The 19,422-nt window shown below is 36.9% G+C and carries 13 protein-coding genes and 1 riboswitch; all 13 genes read right to left on the reverse strand.

The annotated features are described in order from the left end of the window. Positions 1-2,823, reverse strand: coding sequence for a glycoside hydrolase family 9 protein (locus NV377_RS23975; protein WP_258203352.1), 2,823 nt, complete (start codon positions 2,821-2,823; stop codon positions 1-3). Positions 2,824-3,104: 281 nt separating this feature from the next. Beyond that, complete coding sequence (locus NV377_RS23980; protein WP_258203353.1) at positions 3,105-4,181, reverse strand: LacI family DNA-binding transcriptional regulator; 1,077 nt, start codon at positions 4,179-4,181, stop codon at positions 3,105-3,107. Between the two features lie 28 nt (positions 4,182-4,209). Further along, positions 4,210-5,202: a zinc-dependent alcohol dehydrogenase gene (locus tag NV377_RS23985; RefSeq protein WP_258203354.1), complete on the reverse strand. Its 993-nt coding sequence runs from the start codon at positions 5,200-5,202 to the stop codon at positions 4,210-4,212. A gap of 88 nt (positions 5,203-5,290) precedes the next feature. Continuing rightward, positions 5,291-6,502, reverse strand: coding sequence for an MFS transporter (locus NV377_RS23990; protein ID WP_258203355.1), 1,212 nt, complete (start codon positions 6,500-6,502; stop codon positions 5,291-5,293). 68 nt (positions 6,503-6,570) lie between these two features. Then, entirely contained in the window at positions 6,571-8,889 is a 2,319-nt protein-coding gene (locus NV377_RS23995; RefSeq protein WP_258203356.1) for a glycoside hydrolase family 9 protein, read from the reverse strand. A gap of 295 nt (positions 8,890-9,184) precedes the next feature. Further along, complete coding sequence (locus NV377_RS24000) at positions 9,185-10,015, reverse strand: flagellin N-terminal helical domain-containing protein (protein ID WP_258203357.1); 831 nt, start codon at positions 10,013-10,015, stop codon at positions 9,185-9,187. A 235-nt stretch (positions 10,016-10,250) separates the two neighbouring features. Next, positions 10,251-10,826: a hypothetical protein gene (locus NV377_RS24005; protein WP_258203358.1), complete on the reverse strand. Its 576-nt coding sequence runs from the start codon at positions 10,824-10,826 to the stop codon at positions 10,251-10,253. A gap of 242 nt (positions 10,827-11,068) precedes the next feature. Beyond that, entirely contained in the window at positions 11,069-12,334 is a 1,266-nt protein-coding gene (locus tag NV377_RS24010; RefSeq protein ID WP_258203359.1) for an Nramp family divalent metal transporter, read from the reverse strand. A 278-nt stretch (positions 12,335-12,612) separates the two neighbouring features. Then, on the reverse strand, positions 12,613-13,533 hold the full coding sequence (locus NV377_RS24015) for a DUF4430 domain-containing protein (RefSeq protein WP_258203360.1): 921 nt from the start codon (positions 13,531-13,533) through the stop codon (positions 12,613-12,615). 69 nt (positions 13,534-13,602) lie between these two features. Beyond that, on the reverse strand, positions 13,603-15,249 hold the full coding sequence (locus NV377_RS24020) for an S-layer homology domain-containing protein (protein WP_258203361.1): 1,647 nt from the start codon (positions 15,247-15,249) through the stop codon (positions 13,603-13,605). 137 nt (positions 15,250-15,386) lie between these two features. Continuing rightward, positions 15,387-15,579, reverse strand: a riboswitch (cobalamin riboswitch). A 103-nt stretch (positions 15,580-15,682) separates the two neighbouring features. Continuing rightward, positions 15,683-16,840, reverse strand: coding sequence for an SEC-C metal-binding domain-containing protein (locus tag NV377_RS24025; RefSeq protein WP_258203362.1), 1,158 nt, complete (start codon positions 16,838-16,840; stop codon positions 15,683-15,685). Between the two features lie 253 nt (positions 16,841-17,093). After that, on the reverse strand, positions 17,094-18,146 hold the full coding sequence (locus tag NV377_RS24030) for a hypothetical protein (protein WP_258203363.1): 1,053 nt from the start codon (positions 18,144-18,146) through the stop codon (positions 17,094-17,096). A 167-nt stretch (positions 18,147-18,313) separates the two neighbouring features. Then, on the reverse strand, positions 18,314-19,339 hold the full coding sequence (locus NV377_RS24035) for an S-layer homology domain-containing protein (protein WP_258203364.1): 1,026 nt from the start codon (positions 19,337-19,339) through the stop codon (positions 18,314-18,316). Between the last annotated feature and the right edge of the window lie 83 nt (positions 19,340-19,422).

Here is a 19,422-nt window from a genome sequence, read left to right on the forward strand (position 1 = left end):
CTATTTTGAACGAATTTCAATTTTATTTTGAATGATACCATCTGGTACAAGAACAAGAATCCAAGGTTTATTATTGCTTTCTATTACTGCAGTATGCTTGGTTGTATGACCTGGAGTAGCCGTTATAACAGGGACTGTTTGCACATTGTTAGCACGACATTCAAAGTTAACTTCTTTATCACCCGTTACTAAAATCTCAATATGAATGGATTGCTCAATTAACTCGTACTTAACAGTGTAATTATTAAATTCGTTCGTAAGTTCATACTCAGAACCATTTACAAGCGTTAACTGTGTAAACTTTTCGTCGCAGTAGAACATATACTGACCACTTGGAAGCTCTAGACTGAACTCACCTGTACGTATCGCCGTTTGGACGCTATATTCTTTTTCTGTAAGCATACATACTGCTCTTAATGACGAGTCTGCATGTTCGGATAACCATCCATATACTTTAGATTTTCTATTAATATGACTAGCTAATAACAAGTAGCGAACACTAGGATGAATCCACATTTCACGATATACCGCATTGTTACTTTGTGGCCAATATGGGACATCCTCATTACGATAGCTTTGTATGCCAACACATAGAGAGCCACTCAATGAACCAGGTAAGCACACATATTGAGCTGCATAATTATACCCTTCACCAAGCATCAACGATTGTCCGAATGGATTTTTACCGACGATCCACTCCAATTGTCTCTGAGCAAGTTGCTCAAGTTCATAATCATTTCGAATACTCGCTCCATAAGATAAAGCATTACCAGTACCAAGTACTAGACCACTATTTCCTCTATAACTGAACCAAATCGGATATCTTCTTAAATAGTAGCCTTTCCCTAGCGCCATACCATTTCTAACCTGCTCCTTATATTCGTCGAGCATACCAGGATGTGCGAACGCTTGCTGTTTCAAGAAAAGCTCAGCATCCTTATCCGCTTCATCCTCGTGATATATTGAAGCTGGACTCATCTCATACGGAGATGTAATCGCTATGGATTGTTTACAATATTCGGTATAAAGAACAATGGAATGATACCAACGTGTCCAGTTCGGATGATTAGGAAGTAACTTACATAATAGACTTAGCGCCATAATCGGTTCATGCTCATGCGATCGATGATTATAATGTTGGATTTGATCTTTCTTCTCATCTCTATAGAAGAATCCAGTCATTGGTATATCCCAATCAGGATAATCCAGCTGCTGACATGCCATCACTCTCTCCGAAATCTCTATCGCTTTATTCAGATAAAATACATCACCATCTGTCTCGTAAATATGGCAGGCTGCTAATACACCTACACTATATAGAAGAACCGGTGAGGATACTCGAGCTGGATCCATAGCCTCGGTATACTCTTCAAAATCGATCTTCTCATATGCAAAACCCCAATCCTCTTTTGCAACTTGCTTTAAGTATCTGCTTTGCTCAGGATCGGCGTCCTTCAGTACCACCGCTGCTAATGCTTCAGCTGCAGAAGCCATGAAATTCTCAATTGCAAGGTTCTGTGCTTCACTATTCATTTGATCGCAGCTACCAATGATGTTACTCGTCCAGACTGAACCACCACTACCCATTGTCCGATAGCCATCACCAAAGCGAGTACGAAGCATCCAATCTAGCCCCCACTTCCCTTCTTCGATTAATCTTTCGAATAATTGAACATTATCCTTTTGATTAATGGCTGCTTGGAAGAAGGAGTAAACGCCTTCAGCTGTATTGGTCAAATTTTGTGACATATCTGCTGCATCATGCCATCCACCATTTGCTACGACGCTTTTGTCACCATGATGATTGAGGACGTTACCATGACAGTACTTATGTACGCCTGGCACCTCATATCCACATCGTTCTGCGAAAAACAGATTGATCGTCTTCCAAATCGAATTTTCCCAGACATTATCCGCAATAGGGAAGGTACGTGTAATCGTCTCACCACATACAAGTAAATAGTTACCTTCCTCTTTCACTTCTGAGAAATCCATAATCGCGAATTTCCCTTGTTCATTCTCAATCCGATCTAGTTCACTTTCGAATACAACTTTTCCAGTGTTGGCATCCACTACTTTAAAATGATTCGCTAGCGAATGATGTGCTATTGCTCTCTTAATTGAACCTGTTTGATACCCAGTTCCACAAAAAATAACTTCGTTTTGTTCTGGTTCCCAACCTATCCACTTCGCAGTTTTTTCCAATTTTTCTAATTTAATATGTGAGAAGTAGAAGCAGGCATGGTCTACTGCCTCTGTTTCATTGCCTACCATATCGTAACCAATTTTAAAGGCGGTAATTTTATCTCTAGCCACGTTTGGAATTTCTATACTTACATGATTCCACTCATGATTTTTCAGATTAATATTGTGACAGCCCTCACGTTCATATCGATCCGGAACTGGCTCATCACCTTCGTTCACAAGCTGAATATGTAAGCTTACAAACTTAAAGCCAGGCATTTCTGGACGAATACTTAAGGAAATACGATCAAAATCTGTCCAATCTTCATTATTCACGATCCGAGTGAGATAAGGTGTATAGTAAATTCGTGCGTAGCTACCCGGCCAATGATCAAACCTTGTGGGAGATATAAATTTAATGCTTTGATTTTCATCAAGGAGATAGTCAGAGCTTATTGACATTTGCGCTGCTCTATCAACCTCCCAAAAATCAAGACTGTTACACTCATCTAGCACTCTAAAGGCATTTACTACTGTATTTTTAATATTATTCTCAAAGTATTCTGCTTCATCTAGCGGTAAAGGACGATGAATCATACCACTTTCTTCTAGTTGCTTATAGAACATGCTGTTACGCATAGGGCATTATCTCCTGTCAAGTATCATAATAACTAACTAATAGCGATGTGTAACGATACACACTGTTTGTACATAGAATATATCAGAATTTATAACAGTCGTCAACCGGAAAACGCTTACTTTCTTTCGTTTTCCAAAAAAAATATCACACTTAATCATTAATTATGTGTACGCTGTGTAAATAAACAAACAAAAAGAGCAACAACAAGGTTCTGTCATTGCTCTTTTTGTTTGTTTTTACATAGAAAAAGGAAAAAAGTGTGTATCGTTATATATATAAATTAACTCCTTTTTTTACAACTTTCTCTAATAATCAGACTAGTTTTAAGTACGATTCGTTCCTCAGGTATTTCAGGAGTCTTTACCTTTTGGATAAGCCGCTTAATTCCAGTATAACCAAGATCGTATAAAGGTTGTCTCATTGTTGTTATTCGATGACTTTTTGATCCATAGTCAGCTGGATCCTCATCATCAAAACCAACGATGGAAATGTCATCAGGTACAGATAGCCCCTCTTCCTCTAATGCCTGCATTGCACCAAACGCACAGATATCCGTCGCAAAGAATATAGCGTCAGGCAAGTTACCTGCTGCAATAATTTTCTTCATCTCTGTATATCCAGCTGAATAGTAGGAACGATCCCCTCGCGGGTATCGATCATCCTCAAAATTGGATTGTACTGGATCAAAAGAAGGGTGAATAATTAAATCACTTGAAATCGGAATTTGATAGTCTTGTAGCGCTCTAATATAACCATTCATCCGTTCTAGTGTTATTTTCAAATTCATATTTCCTGCCATATGAGCAATACGCTTATGTCCCTGTTTAATCAAATGCTCCGTCGCTCGAAATGCCCCATCAGCATTATCAATAACTACTTTATCAACTTGAATTCCTTCAGCGTCGTTCTCGATAAGTAAAAATGGAAAGGTTGATTCTGCTAGTTCGGATATCAACGTGTCATCTGATGTTAAACTACCATAAATAATAATACCGTCTACTCTCCCTTGAGTTAGGAAATTAACATGACGTCTCTTTTTTTCTAAATCACCATTCGAAGAGCAAAACATCACATTATATTTATTTTCCTTATCAAAGTCTTCTGCTCCTTGCTCAAGTCCAGAAATTAATCTCGCAGCGAATGGTGCGCATAAATTATCTAATACAATTCCGATGCTTTGCGTTTTTTGCAATACTAAGGAACGAGCTAGCCCATTAGGACGATAATTAAGCTCTTTAATAGCCGTTCGAATACGCTCCTTTGATGCTGGACTAACGCCAGAACGCTCATTTAAATATCTAGAAACAAGCGTAGTTGATAATCCTGCACGCTCTGCTACATCCTTAATTGTTGCCATTGAAACAACTCCTAAAACAAAATTTCAATTATAATTCAAGCTCTCTCCAGTCATAGATAATACATGTTTTGGAGGTGGTCTTACTAAGAATTGATTGATAGGCAGAATCACAGTTCCGCGGATCTGCTAATTCATAAATACCATTAACTTTCAAATCACCATCTTTAATCCACTGCATACATACAGCAAAGTTACCATAATTGCTACTAGGAATAAAGTCAATTGGATGCTTAGGAATACTCCACTCCCATCCTGAAGTGATCGTCACAAATCCATAGAAAATCTTTTGTAAGAGCTCGTGCGCAAAAGTATCTGTTCCTCTATACCAAGGAACACCTACTAAGGAGAGCTCTCCGCCTTTACGTAGTACATCTAAACTACTCAATGTAGCTTGCTCAGCACCTGAACATTCAACAGCAAGACCGATACGTCCTATAACAGGGAGATCTTGAACGTTTTCATACACATGCCGTAATCCACACTCTAGCGCAATTTGCCTTCTATTTTCACCAGGATCAACTGCGTAAACTGGATAGCCACAATGTTGAAGCATCTGTGCACACATTAGACCAACAACTCCCAAACCAGTCACGAGTACCGGTTCAATTGGACGAATTTGTGTCTTTAATAAACTAGTCATTGAAATTGCCGGAAAACGACAAAGCACTGCTTCCTCTGGCTCCATACCATCAAGCATACGTACAGTGTCACTAACATCAACGATGTTATAAAGTGAATGGGGAGCGCTTGCAAACACCTTGTCACCAACAGTGACTGTAGTTACTTGATCACCTACTTCAAGTACCTCTAAAATTGCCGCATAGCCTGTTTCCATAGGATACTGATCCGGTTTAAAATCTGCCATATAGCCACCAGCCTCGGAACCCGAGGATATTAATGAAACTAGTGTTTTACCTAGTATTTTTGTTCCTTCTAGTTTATCATATTGTAATTCTTCTGTTAGTAGCTCAGCCTTGCCTTTTGAAACAAATTTTACACATTGATTAATAACTGTGTTCATAGTAGCACTCCTTTAGGATTGAAAAGATAACATTACAAATCAGTGTGAATCGCTACACACTCACATTAGCATAAAAAAAACGATTATGTCAACGTGATTGTTCCGTTGATGTATTCGTCTGTATTAACGTATGATTACTATTCTTTTTTCCCCAGAGAAAGGAAATTGAGAATAATAGCATTGCTGCTGCTATAATACTCATGCCCAACCAGTAAAGTGGCTTAATGCCATAATGGTCAATAACTAATCCACCACTATAATTTCCAACAATTGCAGCAAGACCCATGCCAATTGCACTTACAAGCGTTTGAGCAGTTACTTGCATTTCCTTTGGTGCTAACTGGTACACATAATTTAGAGTTCCTAATAACAATAGACTATACGCAGGACCTTGCATAACTTGTCCTAATGCGACTTGAATCGGTGATTGTGCTAAAGCGAACAAAAGCTGTGCCATAAAATATAGACTTGATGCAAAGAAAATCATAGCCACATGACCGAATTTTCTTAATAATAACGCACCGAACAGAAAGGCAGGTATTTCAGCAGCAGCTTTAAAAGAATTGCTTAAGCCGTACATTTCAACACTTCCACCAGTTGCTTGAAATAAATTCGGGAGAAAAGTTGATGATGGTGAATTAGGTAAAAAAAGTAGAAAGACGAAACATAGTAATAACACATAGCGAATATTGCCTATGAGCACCTTAGGTGAAAGCTTTTGTATTTGTCTTTTCTCTTTTGTTGGAAGGTCGCTACCCGCATAACGAATGAGTAGAATGAATGCAACCAAGGTCAATATAGACACTACGATAAATACTGGAAACATCGATGCTATAGTTCCACTACCAATAACCTGTGAATAGATGAAAACAGCCCCAGAAAAGCCGATCGAGCCCCACAGACGAATAGAACCATAGTTTTTACCTACATGCGCTAGAATCCAAACATCCAAAATTGACGCAATTGCACACTCAAAAAAACTCACTAGAACGAGGATTATGCCAAGAACAATAGGTATGTCTGTTGTTAGTAGCATGCAATACATGATCGTTGCCATCGTAAAGCAAGTGATGAGAATAGGGATTCTGGCACTAAACCGATCACTAATATATCCCCACAATGGCTGTAGAAAAATAACCATAACGGCACTAATTGAAATTATTAAACCGATAATCGTATTACTTAAACCTTTTTGTTGTAGAAATAAAACTGTAAATACTGATTTAGCAGTTGCAGCACAATACAATAACTGCACAAGAGAAAAGATTATTTTATTACGAGTTACTGGTCTTATTACCATATACGATGTGCCTCCAAGCTATTCATTTCACATAAACTAATATTCAAAATGAGGCGCTTACACAACATCTAAGATCGATTCAAGTCCGCAATTAACCACATTAAGCGGCACGTAGTATGAACCCAAACCTCTTTATAAGTAGGTGCATTTTGCATTGGGAAGAAGGGCTCATCTAAATTTTCAAAAGTTTCGAAGCCTACAGGAACCGCTCCAACTAACTGATCAGAGAAAGCGACATAAAGTGGATGGTAATCATATCCTTCTCCGTAGACACTACTTACTGCAAATGGATTAAAACCAAGCATCCACTCCACTTGACGTGTTGCAATATTTACTAATTCCTGATCTTGCAATGCCTCATCAATAAAGGCAATCGCCTTGGCTTTGCCCATCAACGTAGCATGAAACCCACGGAATTGATAAGCTACAGGGAATCTCCGTATATAATGGGTAGCATTTAATCGAATTCCATGTAATACCTGCTCATTATATTCTTCCATAGTGGGCTGGCCTACTGAGTTATCACCCTCATGGTATAATCCAGTAAAATCACAATTATTAACCTCATAAATAGCATTTGGCAATACACCATATGGCTCTACCATATGTGCAGTTGCTTTAATATAGTTAGCATAAAGTTCCATACTTCTCTTCCATAGCAATGCATCCGGATGATTCGGTGCAATTTGATAAAGTCGACTTAAGGCTTGCATTGGTGCATGCTCGTAGCTTCGATGGAAATATGCTAGTATTCTAGATTTTGTACGGCTTTCATAGAAAAATCCAGATAAAGGAATTTCAAAATCCTCTCTCCAATCTAACTGCTGACACTCGATAACCAGCCTTGCATATTTAGCAGCAAATGCCAAATAATGATCTTCACCCGTCAAGGCAAATAACTCGTAACCCGCAATAGAAGCTTGAGCGAAGAGAACAATTTCCTGTTTTTGAGCCAGTATATTTTCGAGTTCTTCCACGCCAAATGCAAAATCCTCTATAGCTACTCGTTGGCAATGAGCTGAAAAGACAGAATCATCCGTGTACATACCAGCAGCCTTAGCACACACTGCTGCAGCATTGAAATTACTACTAGCGTTATTCTTTGCTTCAGTGCGAATATCATCATAATCCCTATGAACATTATTAGTCCAAATTCCGATTAAGCATCCAGTGTTTCTATATCCATCTCCAAAGCGAGTACGTATAATCCAATCTATTCCCCACCTTGCCTCTTCTAACAATCGAACATATAAACTAGTTTCTTTCTCCTTTATAGCAGCTGCTAAATCTAACATTGCAGAGGCAGATTCAACAGTATTATCAAGACCTTGAGACACATCGCCTGCATCATGCCATCCACCTGATATTGGAAGTGTTCTTCCATCGGGATGAACACAAAGTACATCTAGATGACAGGCAGTATGAACACCTGGAATATCAGCACCGCAACGCTCAAGATAAAAGAAATTTAGTGTTTTCCACGCAGCTGATAAATAAGCATCGCTCCCTATCGCAAAAGGACGAGAATTAATATCACCTATACGTAAGGTGTACCAACCAGATTTTCTAAAGCTAGTGAAATCCATCTTTTTGAAGTCATTAGGTAACTTTTGCGCTTCTGCTTCGTAGACCACTTGACCCTCTACATTTAGTAATTGAAAGTTACTTGAATCACTATGCTGTATAAGAGCTTCCTTAACAGCCCCTTCACGATAACCACTGTGGCAATATGCAATACTATTATGACGAAGATTAAATCCTAGATAATTTTCTTCCTCTACAACTTCAAAGCTAAGGTCAGCGAAGTATACTTTCAATTCCGTCGCAGTATTCGGTAAGCTTCCTAGTAGAGGTACTCCCAATGAAACACCATCTACACAATCACGATATATATAAGGAATTTCCCAGACTACATGGTGCCATTGACCTGGTGTTAGACACGGATGGTGAGTCCCTTCAAATCGCCCAGGCTTAGGCATAATAAATTCTCCCTTATTGTGAATCGACATTTCCAAATAAACGGCATGAAAACCTGGAGCATCAATATATACCCATATGGATAGTCGATTAAAAGCACTTAAATCTTTTTTTTCAAAACCAATCATACATTGACTAATCCCATATGCTCGATTATTATCTTTTTTCACTGGCAATGAAGTTGGCGTCTGAATCAATAAGCTTCCCGCTTCATTTCTAGCATAATCATAGCTTATCTCTGAATGTCCTGGACCTTGATGATTAAGAGATGCTGATACAAACTCAATCTTTTTACGCTTGCTAACTTCTTTCTCTTTCCACCTCTTTTCTCCTGAAACTGTAATATCGGGCAGCATTCCTTTACGTAAAAATTGACTATTCTCAAGCTGTTGTTGCAACTCTGAATACATTATGTTTCACAATCCTTTCATTGCTTCGCTCATTGGGCATACTCTGAATTAATGCTCTGGCTACAACAATATTATTCGACATAAGAGCAGACTCTCGTATTCTATATTTACACAACAAGTTTTCACCATTTAGAACACGCTTACATTTTATCCCCCTTCCGATTTTGAAACATCATTCTAACCAATGTGAAACGTTACACACTCACATTAGCACAGAGAAAACGAATAAGTCAACGGGATTATTTTTTAAAATAAAAAAGGTTATAGTTGAGATTTCTCAACTATAACCTACTTATTATAAAGCTTCTAATAACTTCAATATATTTCTTGGCATCATATTAGCTTGCGCTAACAAACTCACGCTTACTTGAGCTAACATTTGAGATTTTATAAGTAACGTCATTTCTTGTGCCATGTCTGCATCTCTAATTCTAGATTCAGCAGCACTTAAATTTATAGACATATTTACTACACTATTATATCGATGTTCCAACCGATTTTGGTACGCACCAAGCTTCGCACGCCCCATTGAGACATCGTCGACAGCTCCTTTTAAGGCTTCTAAGGCCGCGCGAGCTCCTGCGGCTGTCGATATATCAAGGCCAGTAATGCCTGCAACTGCATCCATTACATTCGGCATATTAAAAATTATCTGATCATCAGCTTCCGATCCTGCCTGAATGACTAATCCCTTTGCAGGTAATGACAAATCACCGTTAAGTAGCTTTATTCCATTGAAATTACTTCTTTCAGCAATACCAATTATTTCTTCCTTTAATTGAGCAAATTCTAATTGAATCTTTGCTCGATCTGAATCCGAATAAGTACCATTAGCAGACTGATTCGCTAAAACGCCCATTCTTTGAATCATAGCATGAATTTCCTGCATAGCACCTTCAGCCGTTTGAATTAATGAAATACCATCCTGTATATTTCTAGATGCTTGATTCAATCCGTTAATTTGAAATCTCATCTTTTCAGAAATGGCAAGACCTGCTGCATCATCTGCTGCTCGATTAATACGATATCCAGTTGAAAGTCTTTCCATTGATTTAGAAATTTGATTATTATGTGCATAAAGGTTATTCATAACATTAAGTGCCATAACATTCGTTCTAATATACATGAAATTCCCCTCCCTCCAGATATTGTATTCTTCTATTTCTATTATAGTGAAGTCAAATTTATTATACAATAAGGAAAATCGATATATATATATTTCTAAGAAAGCAATTCACTCTACATGATAATTTCATAATATAACGTAAATAAAAACCACCCTTCTTAGGTTTTAACCTCATGAAGAAGTGGCTTTCATTAATTACAATTACTATTTTGTTAACAATTTTTTCTTATTCTATTCAATCATCTAACTCTACACTTTCAATTTGACCATTAGCGTTTATTACCCATTCAATTTCCACTCCACTTTTTAGTCCAAGATTATCTTCATCTTCAACGATAATATCGCTCGTAATAGTTAGAGTCTGTTCTTGACCTTTCTCCACCTTCACAATAACCTTATCTCCATTGACCGACTTTATTACTCCATCATACTCAATGTTTTCCAAAACTATTTCACCTTTGGAATCTGAAATAGTTACCAACTTTCCACCATCCGTTAGTAACTCGACTTTTTTCAGGTAGTCTTTATTAACTGTAATCTCTTTAATAACTTTTTGAACAGTAACCCCTTCAGGAATCATGGATTTATTTAGTTGATCATTACTTGCCTCGGTTTCATTCGTGCCCGCTGGCGATTTTGTCGGTTCTGCAGTAGTGGTCATCGGTGACGGGGCTGCTGTAGGAGTAGTCGTCCCCTCAGGCTTAACTTCAGTATTTGTGTTAGAGCAACCACTTACTAACATCCCAATACATATTACTATAAGTAATAACACTTCGACACCTATACGAAATCTACCTTTTCTTGTTGTCATCTTGCACCTCATATATTCTGATTTGTAGTATTCTGCTTCATTATGTACTTCTTTTCCATCTTTAATTCGCAGAGTATTTCATTATGCACTTTATTTAAGGTTCACTGTTATCAAACAATAAAACTTAACTGCCCCTATGAAGAAAAGAGGTTATCGTTGAGTTTTCTCAACGATAACCCTCCCACTTAAATTTTGCACTATAGCAATAATATCCCTTTTATGTTTACATCCAATACACTTTACTAACCTAGTAATGTTTTATACATCAAATACAAATTCAAACAAATAACAAGCCCAGAAATCGCCCATGCACATATTGTTGTCACACGAAGGTTAACGAGCTCCCCCATAATTTTCTTATTGCTTGTAAACATAATTAAAGGTACCAACGCAAAAGCAATTCCGAACGAGAGAATTACCTGACTAATTACAAGTGCTTTAGAAGGATTTACTCCTAGAAGAATAATAATTAATGGAGGAAGCATCGTTATAGCTCTTCTTAAATAAATAGGTATTCTCCTTTTTATAAATCCTTGCATTACTACATCACCGGTCATTGTTCCTACTGATGAACTAGATAACCCCGCTGACAATAAACCAATTCCAAATAAAATAGCTGCTGATGGACCTAACATTAATCCGAATTGATGATATGCCACGTCAATATCTTCCACAATTAACCCATTGTTATGAAATAACGCTGCAGAAACTATTACCATCGCTGCGTTAATGCCACCAGCAATAACCATTGCAATGATAATATCAATAAATTCAAATTTAAATATCTTTTTTCGTTGAATCTCATTTTCTCCAACTATTCTTTTCTGTGTTAATGAGGAATGAAGATAAATAGCATGTGGCATGACCGTAGCACCAAGCATGCCTGCAGATAATAATATACTCTCAGTTCCTTCAAATTTTGGAGTGAATAATCCTAATAAAATTGAAGTAGAATCAGGTTTGGCATAGAACACTTGCGCCCCAAAAGCGATAACTACAACTATAACCATCCCTGTAATAACCGCTTCAAATGCTCTTAATCCTTTTCGTTGTATTTCCAAAATTGCGAATGAACCAATCGCCGCAATAATAGCCGATGTTAGCATGGGAAGATCAAACAGCAAATAAATACCTAATGCGGCTCCTATAAACTCCGCTAAATCCGTTGCCATAATAACAACCTCAGCTTGTATCCACAATAAAATAGATGTTTTTTTCGTGAATTTTTCACGACACATTTCTGATAAATTTTTCCCTGTACTTATCCCTAATTTAGCCGACAATGATTGAATTAGAACAGCCATTAAATTCGATGCTAAAATAACCCATAATAAAGTATATCCATATTTAGAGCCCGCAGTTATATTCGTAGCATAATTTCCTGGATCGATATAAGCTACTGCAGCTATAAAAGCCGGGCCCAAAAATGGCAGTAATTGCTTTATCCCTTTAGAACGTCCATCCAAAGAATGTGATGCGGATTGACTCAATGCATCTAATTTAGACATAGATCTTTCAGCCCCTTTTCTTGCACTGAACTCAAATTGTTGCACTCACGCAAATTTAATCATACCAATATTATATGTTCAATAAACCAATTGGTCAAAATAATAATCTCTGAGTTTGTCCTTATTCGATATTATCTACCCTATATCATATAATGATTCTTCATTATATTTTTGATCCATTTTTTTGCATATAAAAACCCGTAAGATAGCACAACTACAAGTGCTTATCTTACGGGTTATAGTTCTAACTAGACGGTTAGCAAAAAGTAGGGGAAATATCATTTCGAATCTCCCGCTACATATCCGCCCACATCTCGACCAAGATCACAAGTATATACCCACTCCACAACGTCTCCATCTTGTAACGTATATCGACTAGCTCCATAATTCGGAAACCATTCATTAACTTTATACATCCATCCACTTAATTCTCCACAATCGAATTCATATATATTATTAATTCCTTCAATGTAGTTACTGTTATAGATGGGAGTCATCTCGAATTCCATATGAATCTTATTAGCTTTCATCTCTCGCAATAAAACATCAAAAACTGATTCGCCTTCATAGAAAACAACTTTTTTCGCTTTATATATGATGCCATCCTTCGGAAGAACCTCAAGCTTATCCTCGTTGAAAATATTAAGATTATTAAGAATGGTTTCAGCTGAAACAGATAGTGTAACGGTTAGCTCTTTATTTTTATCAATTTCTACATCTTGCCACTCGACAGGCTTTGGTTTTCCAGATGGAATAGGATCCGTTTCATACTTTTCCTTTTCCGGTTCATTAGGTGCTACAGTCACTTTTGGCGTAGCTACAGGTTTAGTCGTTGGCTTAACTGGTGGTTTAGTAGAGGTGGGAGCTATTGTGTCATCCGACTTTGTCTGTTGCTGATTTTCTGACTCTTCCTTTGTTTCACTATCGACCGCATCTGTTGACTCCGGAGCAATGGATTCAATGTCCGTATCATTCGCTCCAGCTTCTATTTCATCGGAGTCTTCTGATTCTATAGTATCACCGACTTCATCGTCACCTTGAATCAATGCTGAATCTTCATTATTAGTAGTTGAATCTACAACTTCAGTAATTGGATCGATCGTTGTTATCGTTTTTTTCTGAAAATCTCCTCCCCAGAAAAATGCTGCAATAAGGATACCGACAATCACAACTGCTGCTAACCATTTCTTTCTATTCATCCAATAACCTCCACATTAAACAATTAAGCAAAGGCAATTACAAGCGCCTCTGCTTATTGTGCAAATGTTTTATTTTACATCGGTCATATCATAAAGTCTGTTCTTATTAGTAAGAAATCTCTCATAAGAAGATAGTGCGTAGAAGGCTTGATCCGTCGCCATTAGATCAACCTCACCTGGCTTCGCGCCTCCATTATCTGCACCGCCAGATTTCACATGATAGAATCCGCCATTAGATGAAGCATAGCCTAATAGTGCGTCAACGACAGACTCGCCATTTTTAATAAATCTTGTATCTTGATCAGGATTAATACCAAGACCTGTCAACGCTACGACCACTTGTGCAATACTTTCAGAGTTAGCTGCACCCCAACTTGTATAAATTCCGTCAGATTGTAAAACAGTAGATAACCATGCCAGTCCTCGGTCAACTGCAGCTTTCACTTTAACATCGCTCTTGTAATACGGTGTCAAACCTTGAACAGCCATCGCTGTAATATCAGTGTCTGCTTCCGTTGGATTACTCCCCAATGCCCATCCTCCACCAGCAATTTCTCTATCTAATATAAATTGAATTAGTAACTCTCTTGTTGTTTGTGTTTTGACACCTTCAACTTTAAGAATTTCATAATTCTTACTATCTAACGCAATAAGTGCAAAGATCGGACCATTGATTCCTTGCTTAATTAATGTCTCATAATCCGCAAGTGGCTTTCTCAAATCATATCCAGCTACATCTTTGATATCTTTTCCAATCGCAGTAAGTGCTAAAATAACTCTATCATATTCAGTGTACTTTACATTATGAAGTTTTCCGGCATTGTCTTTAAGAGTCTGTACAACATTTCCATAATATTTAGCATAATAGGCTTGATCAATTTGCTTACCAGAACGTGCCAGGCCGAACACAGTCCAATCGCCGCCAACGCTAGCTATGATAGGATCTGTTACTGATCCTAGTAAAAACGTAGCTGTTTTTTTTAGCTGATTATTAATTTTAGTAACTTCTAATGATGTTATGTAAGCTTCAGTATCTTGCTTATACAAATAAGATCTTACAGCAACAACTGCAGCCATTTCTCTCGTCACTGCAGCTTGTGGATTAAAACCTGCTGCATCACCAACGATAATACCTAATCTTACTACTGCTTCAACATCGAGCTTAGCCCAAGCTGAAATTTTATTAATATCTTTAATCGAACTTTTAGAAGTGTCTGTTGTAAGCTTCAAAGCTCTAGATATAATTACTGCCATTTCTTCACGAGTAATTGTTGCCTGTGGATTGAATTTATTGTTATAACCATTAATAAGACCATTTTTGTAAGCTACATTAACATAATCGTAGTGCCAATCCTTACTTGCAACATCGGCGAATGAAATAGTTTGCTCCACATCAGTTTCAAGATTTAATAGTAATACTAATATTTTTGTGAATTCTGCTCTAGTAATCGATGATTGTGGATTAAACTTACCGTCACTACCTTGAATAAATCCTTGATTAGTTGCTTGTTGAATAGCAACGACTGCCCAAGATGAGATTGTATTGTAATCGCTGTATAGTGCTTTGATTGAAGGCTTAGATGTTGGCACTTGATCAGTTTCAAGGCTGGAGCTTTCATTATTAGTATTTGCCAATGATACAGACGCATTGGTCATAAATGTCGATAATATTAAACTAACAATCAGTAACCACGCTAACCATTTGTTCCTTCTCACTTCAAAACTCCTCTCAATTTCCCTATCAGATCAATAATCACAATAAAAAACCTCTTACGATGAGTTAAGAGGTTTAAAATTACGTTAAATTGTCATTTGCACGCAAAAATAAACACCTTCCTATCCATCGTAGAAAAATTGGTGTGAAACGAAAGGCAGGTATTCTGGCTCAAGAATTATCATTTATGCTACCTTCCCAGTTACCCAGTGGTATTAAGCATAAACTTCTCTTTTACAGCGGCGGGACCGCGTGGGATTTGCACCCACTTCCCTTTTAACCAATAGGATCTATACAGAATCAACATTGGCACCTAACGTTGGATATACAATTATTTGTTCATCATATCTGATAAATAGCCATTTGTCATGGTTTTATTGTTCATGCATTACAACCCGAGGCTCTTCAATTATAGAGTCAATCTAGTTTAACCACTCATTTGCCACAGCATTTTTTATATTTAAGTCCACTACCACATAGGCAAGGATCATTTCTCCCAATCTTATTAGAACTATTTGTCGGAAAAGCATCTACCGGTTTGAATTGTACATCTTGTGAGAAACTTGCTACCTCATCCGGGGTAAAACCAACATTAGACCAGAGTCTCGTATCATTGTATAGTTCAATAACTAATCCTGTTACCTTTTGTATATGCTTCTTGTCTTTGAATACTACATCTCTTTTCTCAATTTCAAACACAATATCATTTAAAGGCGCTTCCATTGAACAAGCAAACTGTACATCATCAATAATTTCCTTGGCTAACATCACATTCACCTGCAGCTCATCAATTAAGTGACGATAAAGGCGCGTATAGCTAGGTGTAATCTCAAAGTATAAATCATCTGCGTACTTTAACAAGCCCTCTTTGCTTGGCACATATCTTGGTTTATCCTTTACTAGTTCAAGTAAAGATTCATGCTCCTCAATATTATCCTCTTCAAAATACGTACAAATGATTTGACCATCGTACCAATCATAAGTCTGCGATCTTTGCAAATAAAAATTAGTAATGTTCTCGAACTCATCCATCGTAATCGCTTGATCATTTTGCTCATTATATATATCAACAATATCATTTAAACTAATAGTTCCATATAGATGGGCAGCTGCTAATGTATATTGAAGAACTAGTTGTTTCTGTGCACGAACTTCCAATAATTCATTCCAATTTATCTCACTATATAAAGCTTTAATCTCATCTGGGATTACGAAGTTAAGCTTCTCTTGATGATAGAACGAGTACAAGATTCCTTGCATTTGAAGGAAGCGATACTTTCCAGGTAAAATATCTACAGTCAATTGTTCGGAGTTATGATATACGTCTTGCCAAAACTCAAGTTCTTGATCTGTCGATAACATTAGACTTTCAATTAAATAATCTTTATTTGCAAGATGTTGCGTTGATGCAACTACTAAATCTTCTTTATTCAGTTTAGAGTAGCCTACAAGTTTTAATTTCTTTGCAAATTGTAATAAATCTTCTTTTTTAACTTCTCTTAACAACTCAGCCAACTTGAGCTTAGCTTCACTATGAATCGCATATTCTATATTTAATGCATGATATACTGATGCTTCAGATGATTCCTTCATGTTCAACCCTCAATCTATATTAATAATTTCTTTACTATTAAGTAAGTACATTACATTATAGCATTAATCTCATAGAATAGAGCAACTAGAAGTCTCAGTTCGCGTGGTAAAAGCAATAAAGCAAAATAGTAATAATACGATTGCACTGAAATCATAGAGATCCAAAACAATATCCATATAAATCAACGCTTTAGAATAATTCAAGTACATTACCTTATAATGTCATGATATTTGTTGGTTCTAGTTTTGATCCTTATTCAATGACTAATTTATTATATATATTCTCGTTAATTTGAACGTTAGCTTGACTTAACCGTTGGCTTACCTTTTGCTCGAGTTGTCCTTTAACATGTATCTGGATTACTGCACTTTTAACATCATCAAATTTCTCAAAGCCTTTATCCTGTTTTTCTAGAAGTCTATACATAACTAATTCATTACCTTTTGTATCTATTTCGTTGAAATCTCCTTCGTTTGAATCTGTAAACAATTCATTTAAATAATACGAAAGCGTGTCATCCTTTGAAGCCTCATTTATGTTTAACGCCAATTCTTCAACTTGAACCGTTGCCGCTAATGAAGCGACTGCCTGCTCTACCGAAATATCTTTCGTAGCTGTAAGCTGCTGAACTTTCTCCAATATCTCTTTCGAGTTTATATCGTTAACTATCGTTATTTTCTCATATTTGAAGTTATATCCTTTATGGAAATAAAGTTGTTTCATTTCTTCATACATTTGTTGTATAGCATCATCAGACAGCACAGCTAAAGCTTCCTGCGTTAATTTATCAACTAGCTTTTGATAATTAATACTGTGCAAGTAAGAATAATACTCGAGTGTCCCATATACCTTAGGACCATAGATGGGTTCATTGTTTTTTATTTTATTTTGTCTATCAATGTTTTCAATTTCTAAATTTTTCAAAAAAGAATCATATGAAATATCGCTAACAATTTCATTTTCTTTCATCAAGATTTGCTCAATCTTTAATAGCAGTAATTGATCCATAACCTGCTGCTTAGCATACTCTAGCGGATTTTCACCTTCATATGTCGTAGTCCAAAAATTCTCGCTATAATCTACATTATAAGTTTGTTTGAAATAACTGGTCGTTAATGCCTTCTTTTCTTGCAAAATAGCATTAAACTCCGCTTCCTTCACCTCATAAGTATCGATGGTGAATACAACCTCATTATTCTCTTCCCCCGATGACATTCCAAGCGATATAAATAAGCCGATAGTAATAGCAGCCAGTAAGCATATTATACCAATAACACGATTCCGAGTAAGTATGTGCAGTTTCATTATAGGACCTCCTCATTCACTTACTATTCATCTAATTATAAAGAGCACTTTTATATCGCGTAATTAACAAATTTGACTGTTATTGCACGATTTTTACTATTGCAATAGCTCGTCTCTTAAAACCTATAAAAAACCTCCGGATTTATAAAATCCGAAGGTTTTGAGAATTACTTATCTAAGCTCAACAGACGTAATATCATTACTGTAGCTTCCGCTCTTGTTGCATTATCGTTCGGTAAAAATTTATTGCCGCTGCTACCTTGCATAATTCCTTTATCAACTGCTAGTTCTACCCAACCTTTAGCCCAACTTGGTATGCTGTTGCTATCAACGAATGTTAGTTTTTCACCGTCGGTAGCTTTCAAGTTCAAGCTACGAGCAACCATCACCGCAATTTCTGCTCTCGTTATTGGTTGGTCTCCTCTAAAGCTATTATCTTGATAACCTTGGATAAATCCTGCTGTTACGACCTTTGCAACGTCAGATTTTGCCCAATTCGGGATTTTGCCTGCATCAATGAATTTAAGCTCGTCTTGTGCTTCTAGCTTCAACGATCTTGATAGCATTACTGCAAATTCGGTCCGTGTAATGGAACCGTTTGGCAAGAACTTCCCTCCTGGATATCCATTAATTAAACCTTTGCTTGCTGCTTCAATAATCGATGCTTCAGCCCAATGACCTTTAATATCAGTAAATGAAACTGGATTCACAATCGTTTCTGAAATATTAAGAGATGTCGTTTCATTTACTACATAACTATTATCTTGAAGTTGACTGTTCACCACTTTCATAGCATTCCAGTTCACTACTGCTATACCGCTTTCCTTTGCTTTAAATGTTAATGTTCCAATCAGCACATCTCCATTTTCGCCAGCACTATTTCCAACCTTCGTATGAGCAATCGTAATTTCTTTATCCTTTTTAATTGGAGCTACGGAAAATCCTTTTAATTGCGATTTAGCTTCCGTTAATTCTAGCTTAGCAGGATCATAAGTGAATTTAGCTTCATAAGCATACATATCATTTAGTTTTTTTCCATTCATCGTCAACGTAACAATTTCTCCTGCTTTAAGTTCTAGCTTGTCAGACGTTAATTGAAACTGTGGAGTACTTGCTGCAAAGGCAGAACCTTGCATGATACTAACCGTACACATGATACTAATTAATAAAAACATAACTATTTTTCTCTTCATATGTGTCCACTCCTATTAGATATTGGGATTATCGTAAAACAGGAGAAGAATAATTCTTCTCCCATTTCACGATCCTATATTCG

This window comes from Paenibacillus endoradicis, from assembly GCF_024721975.1.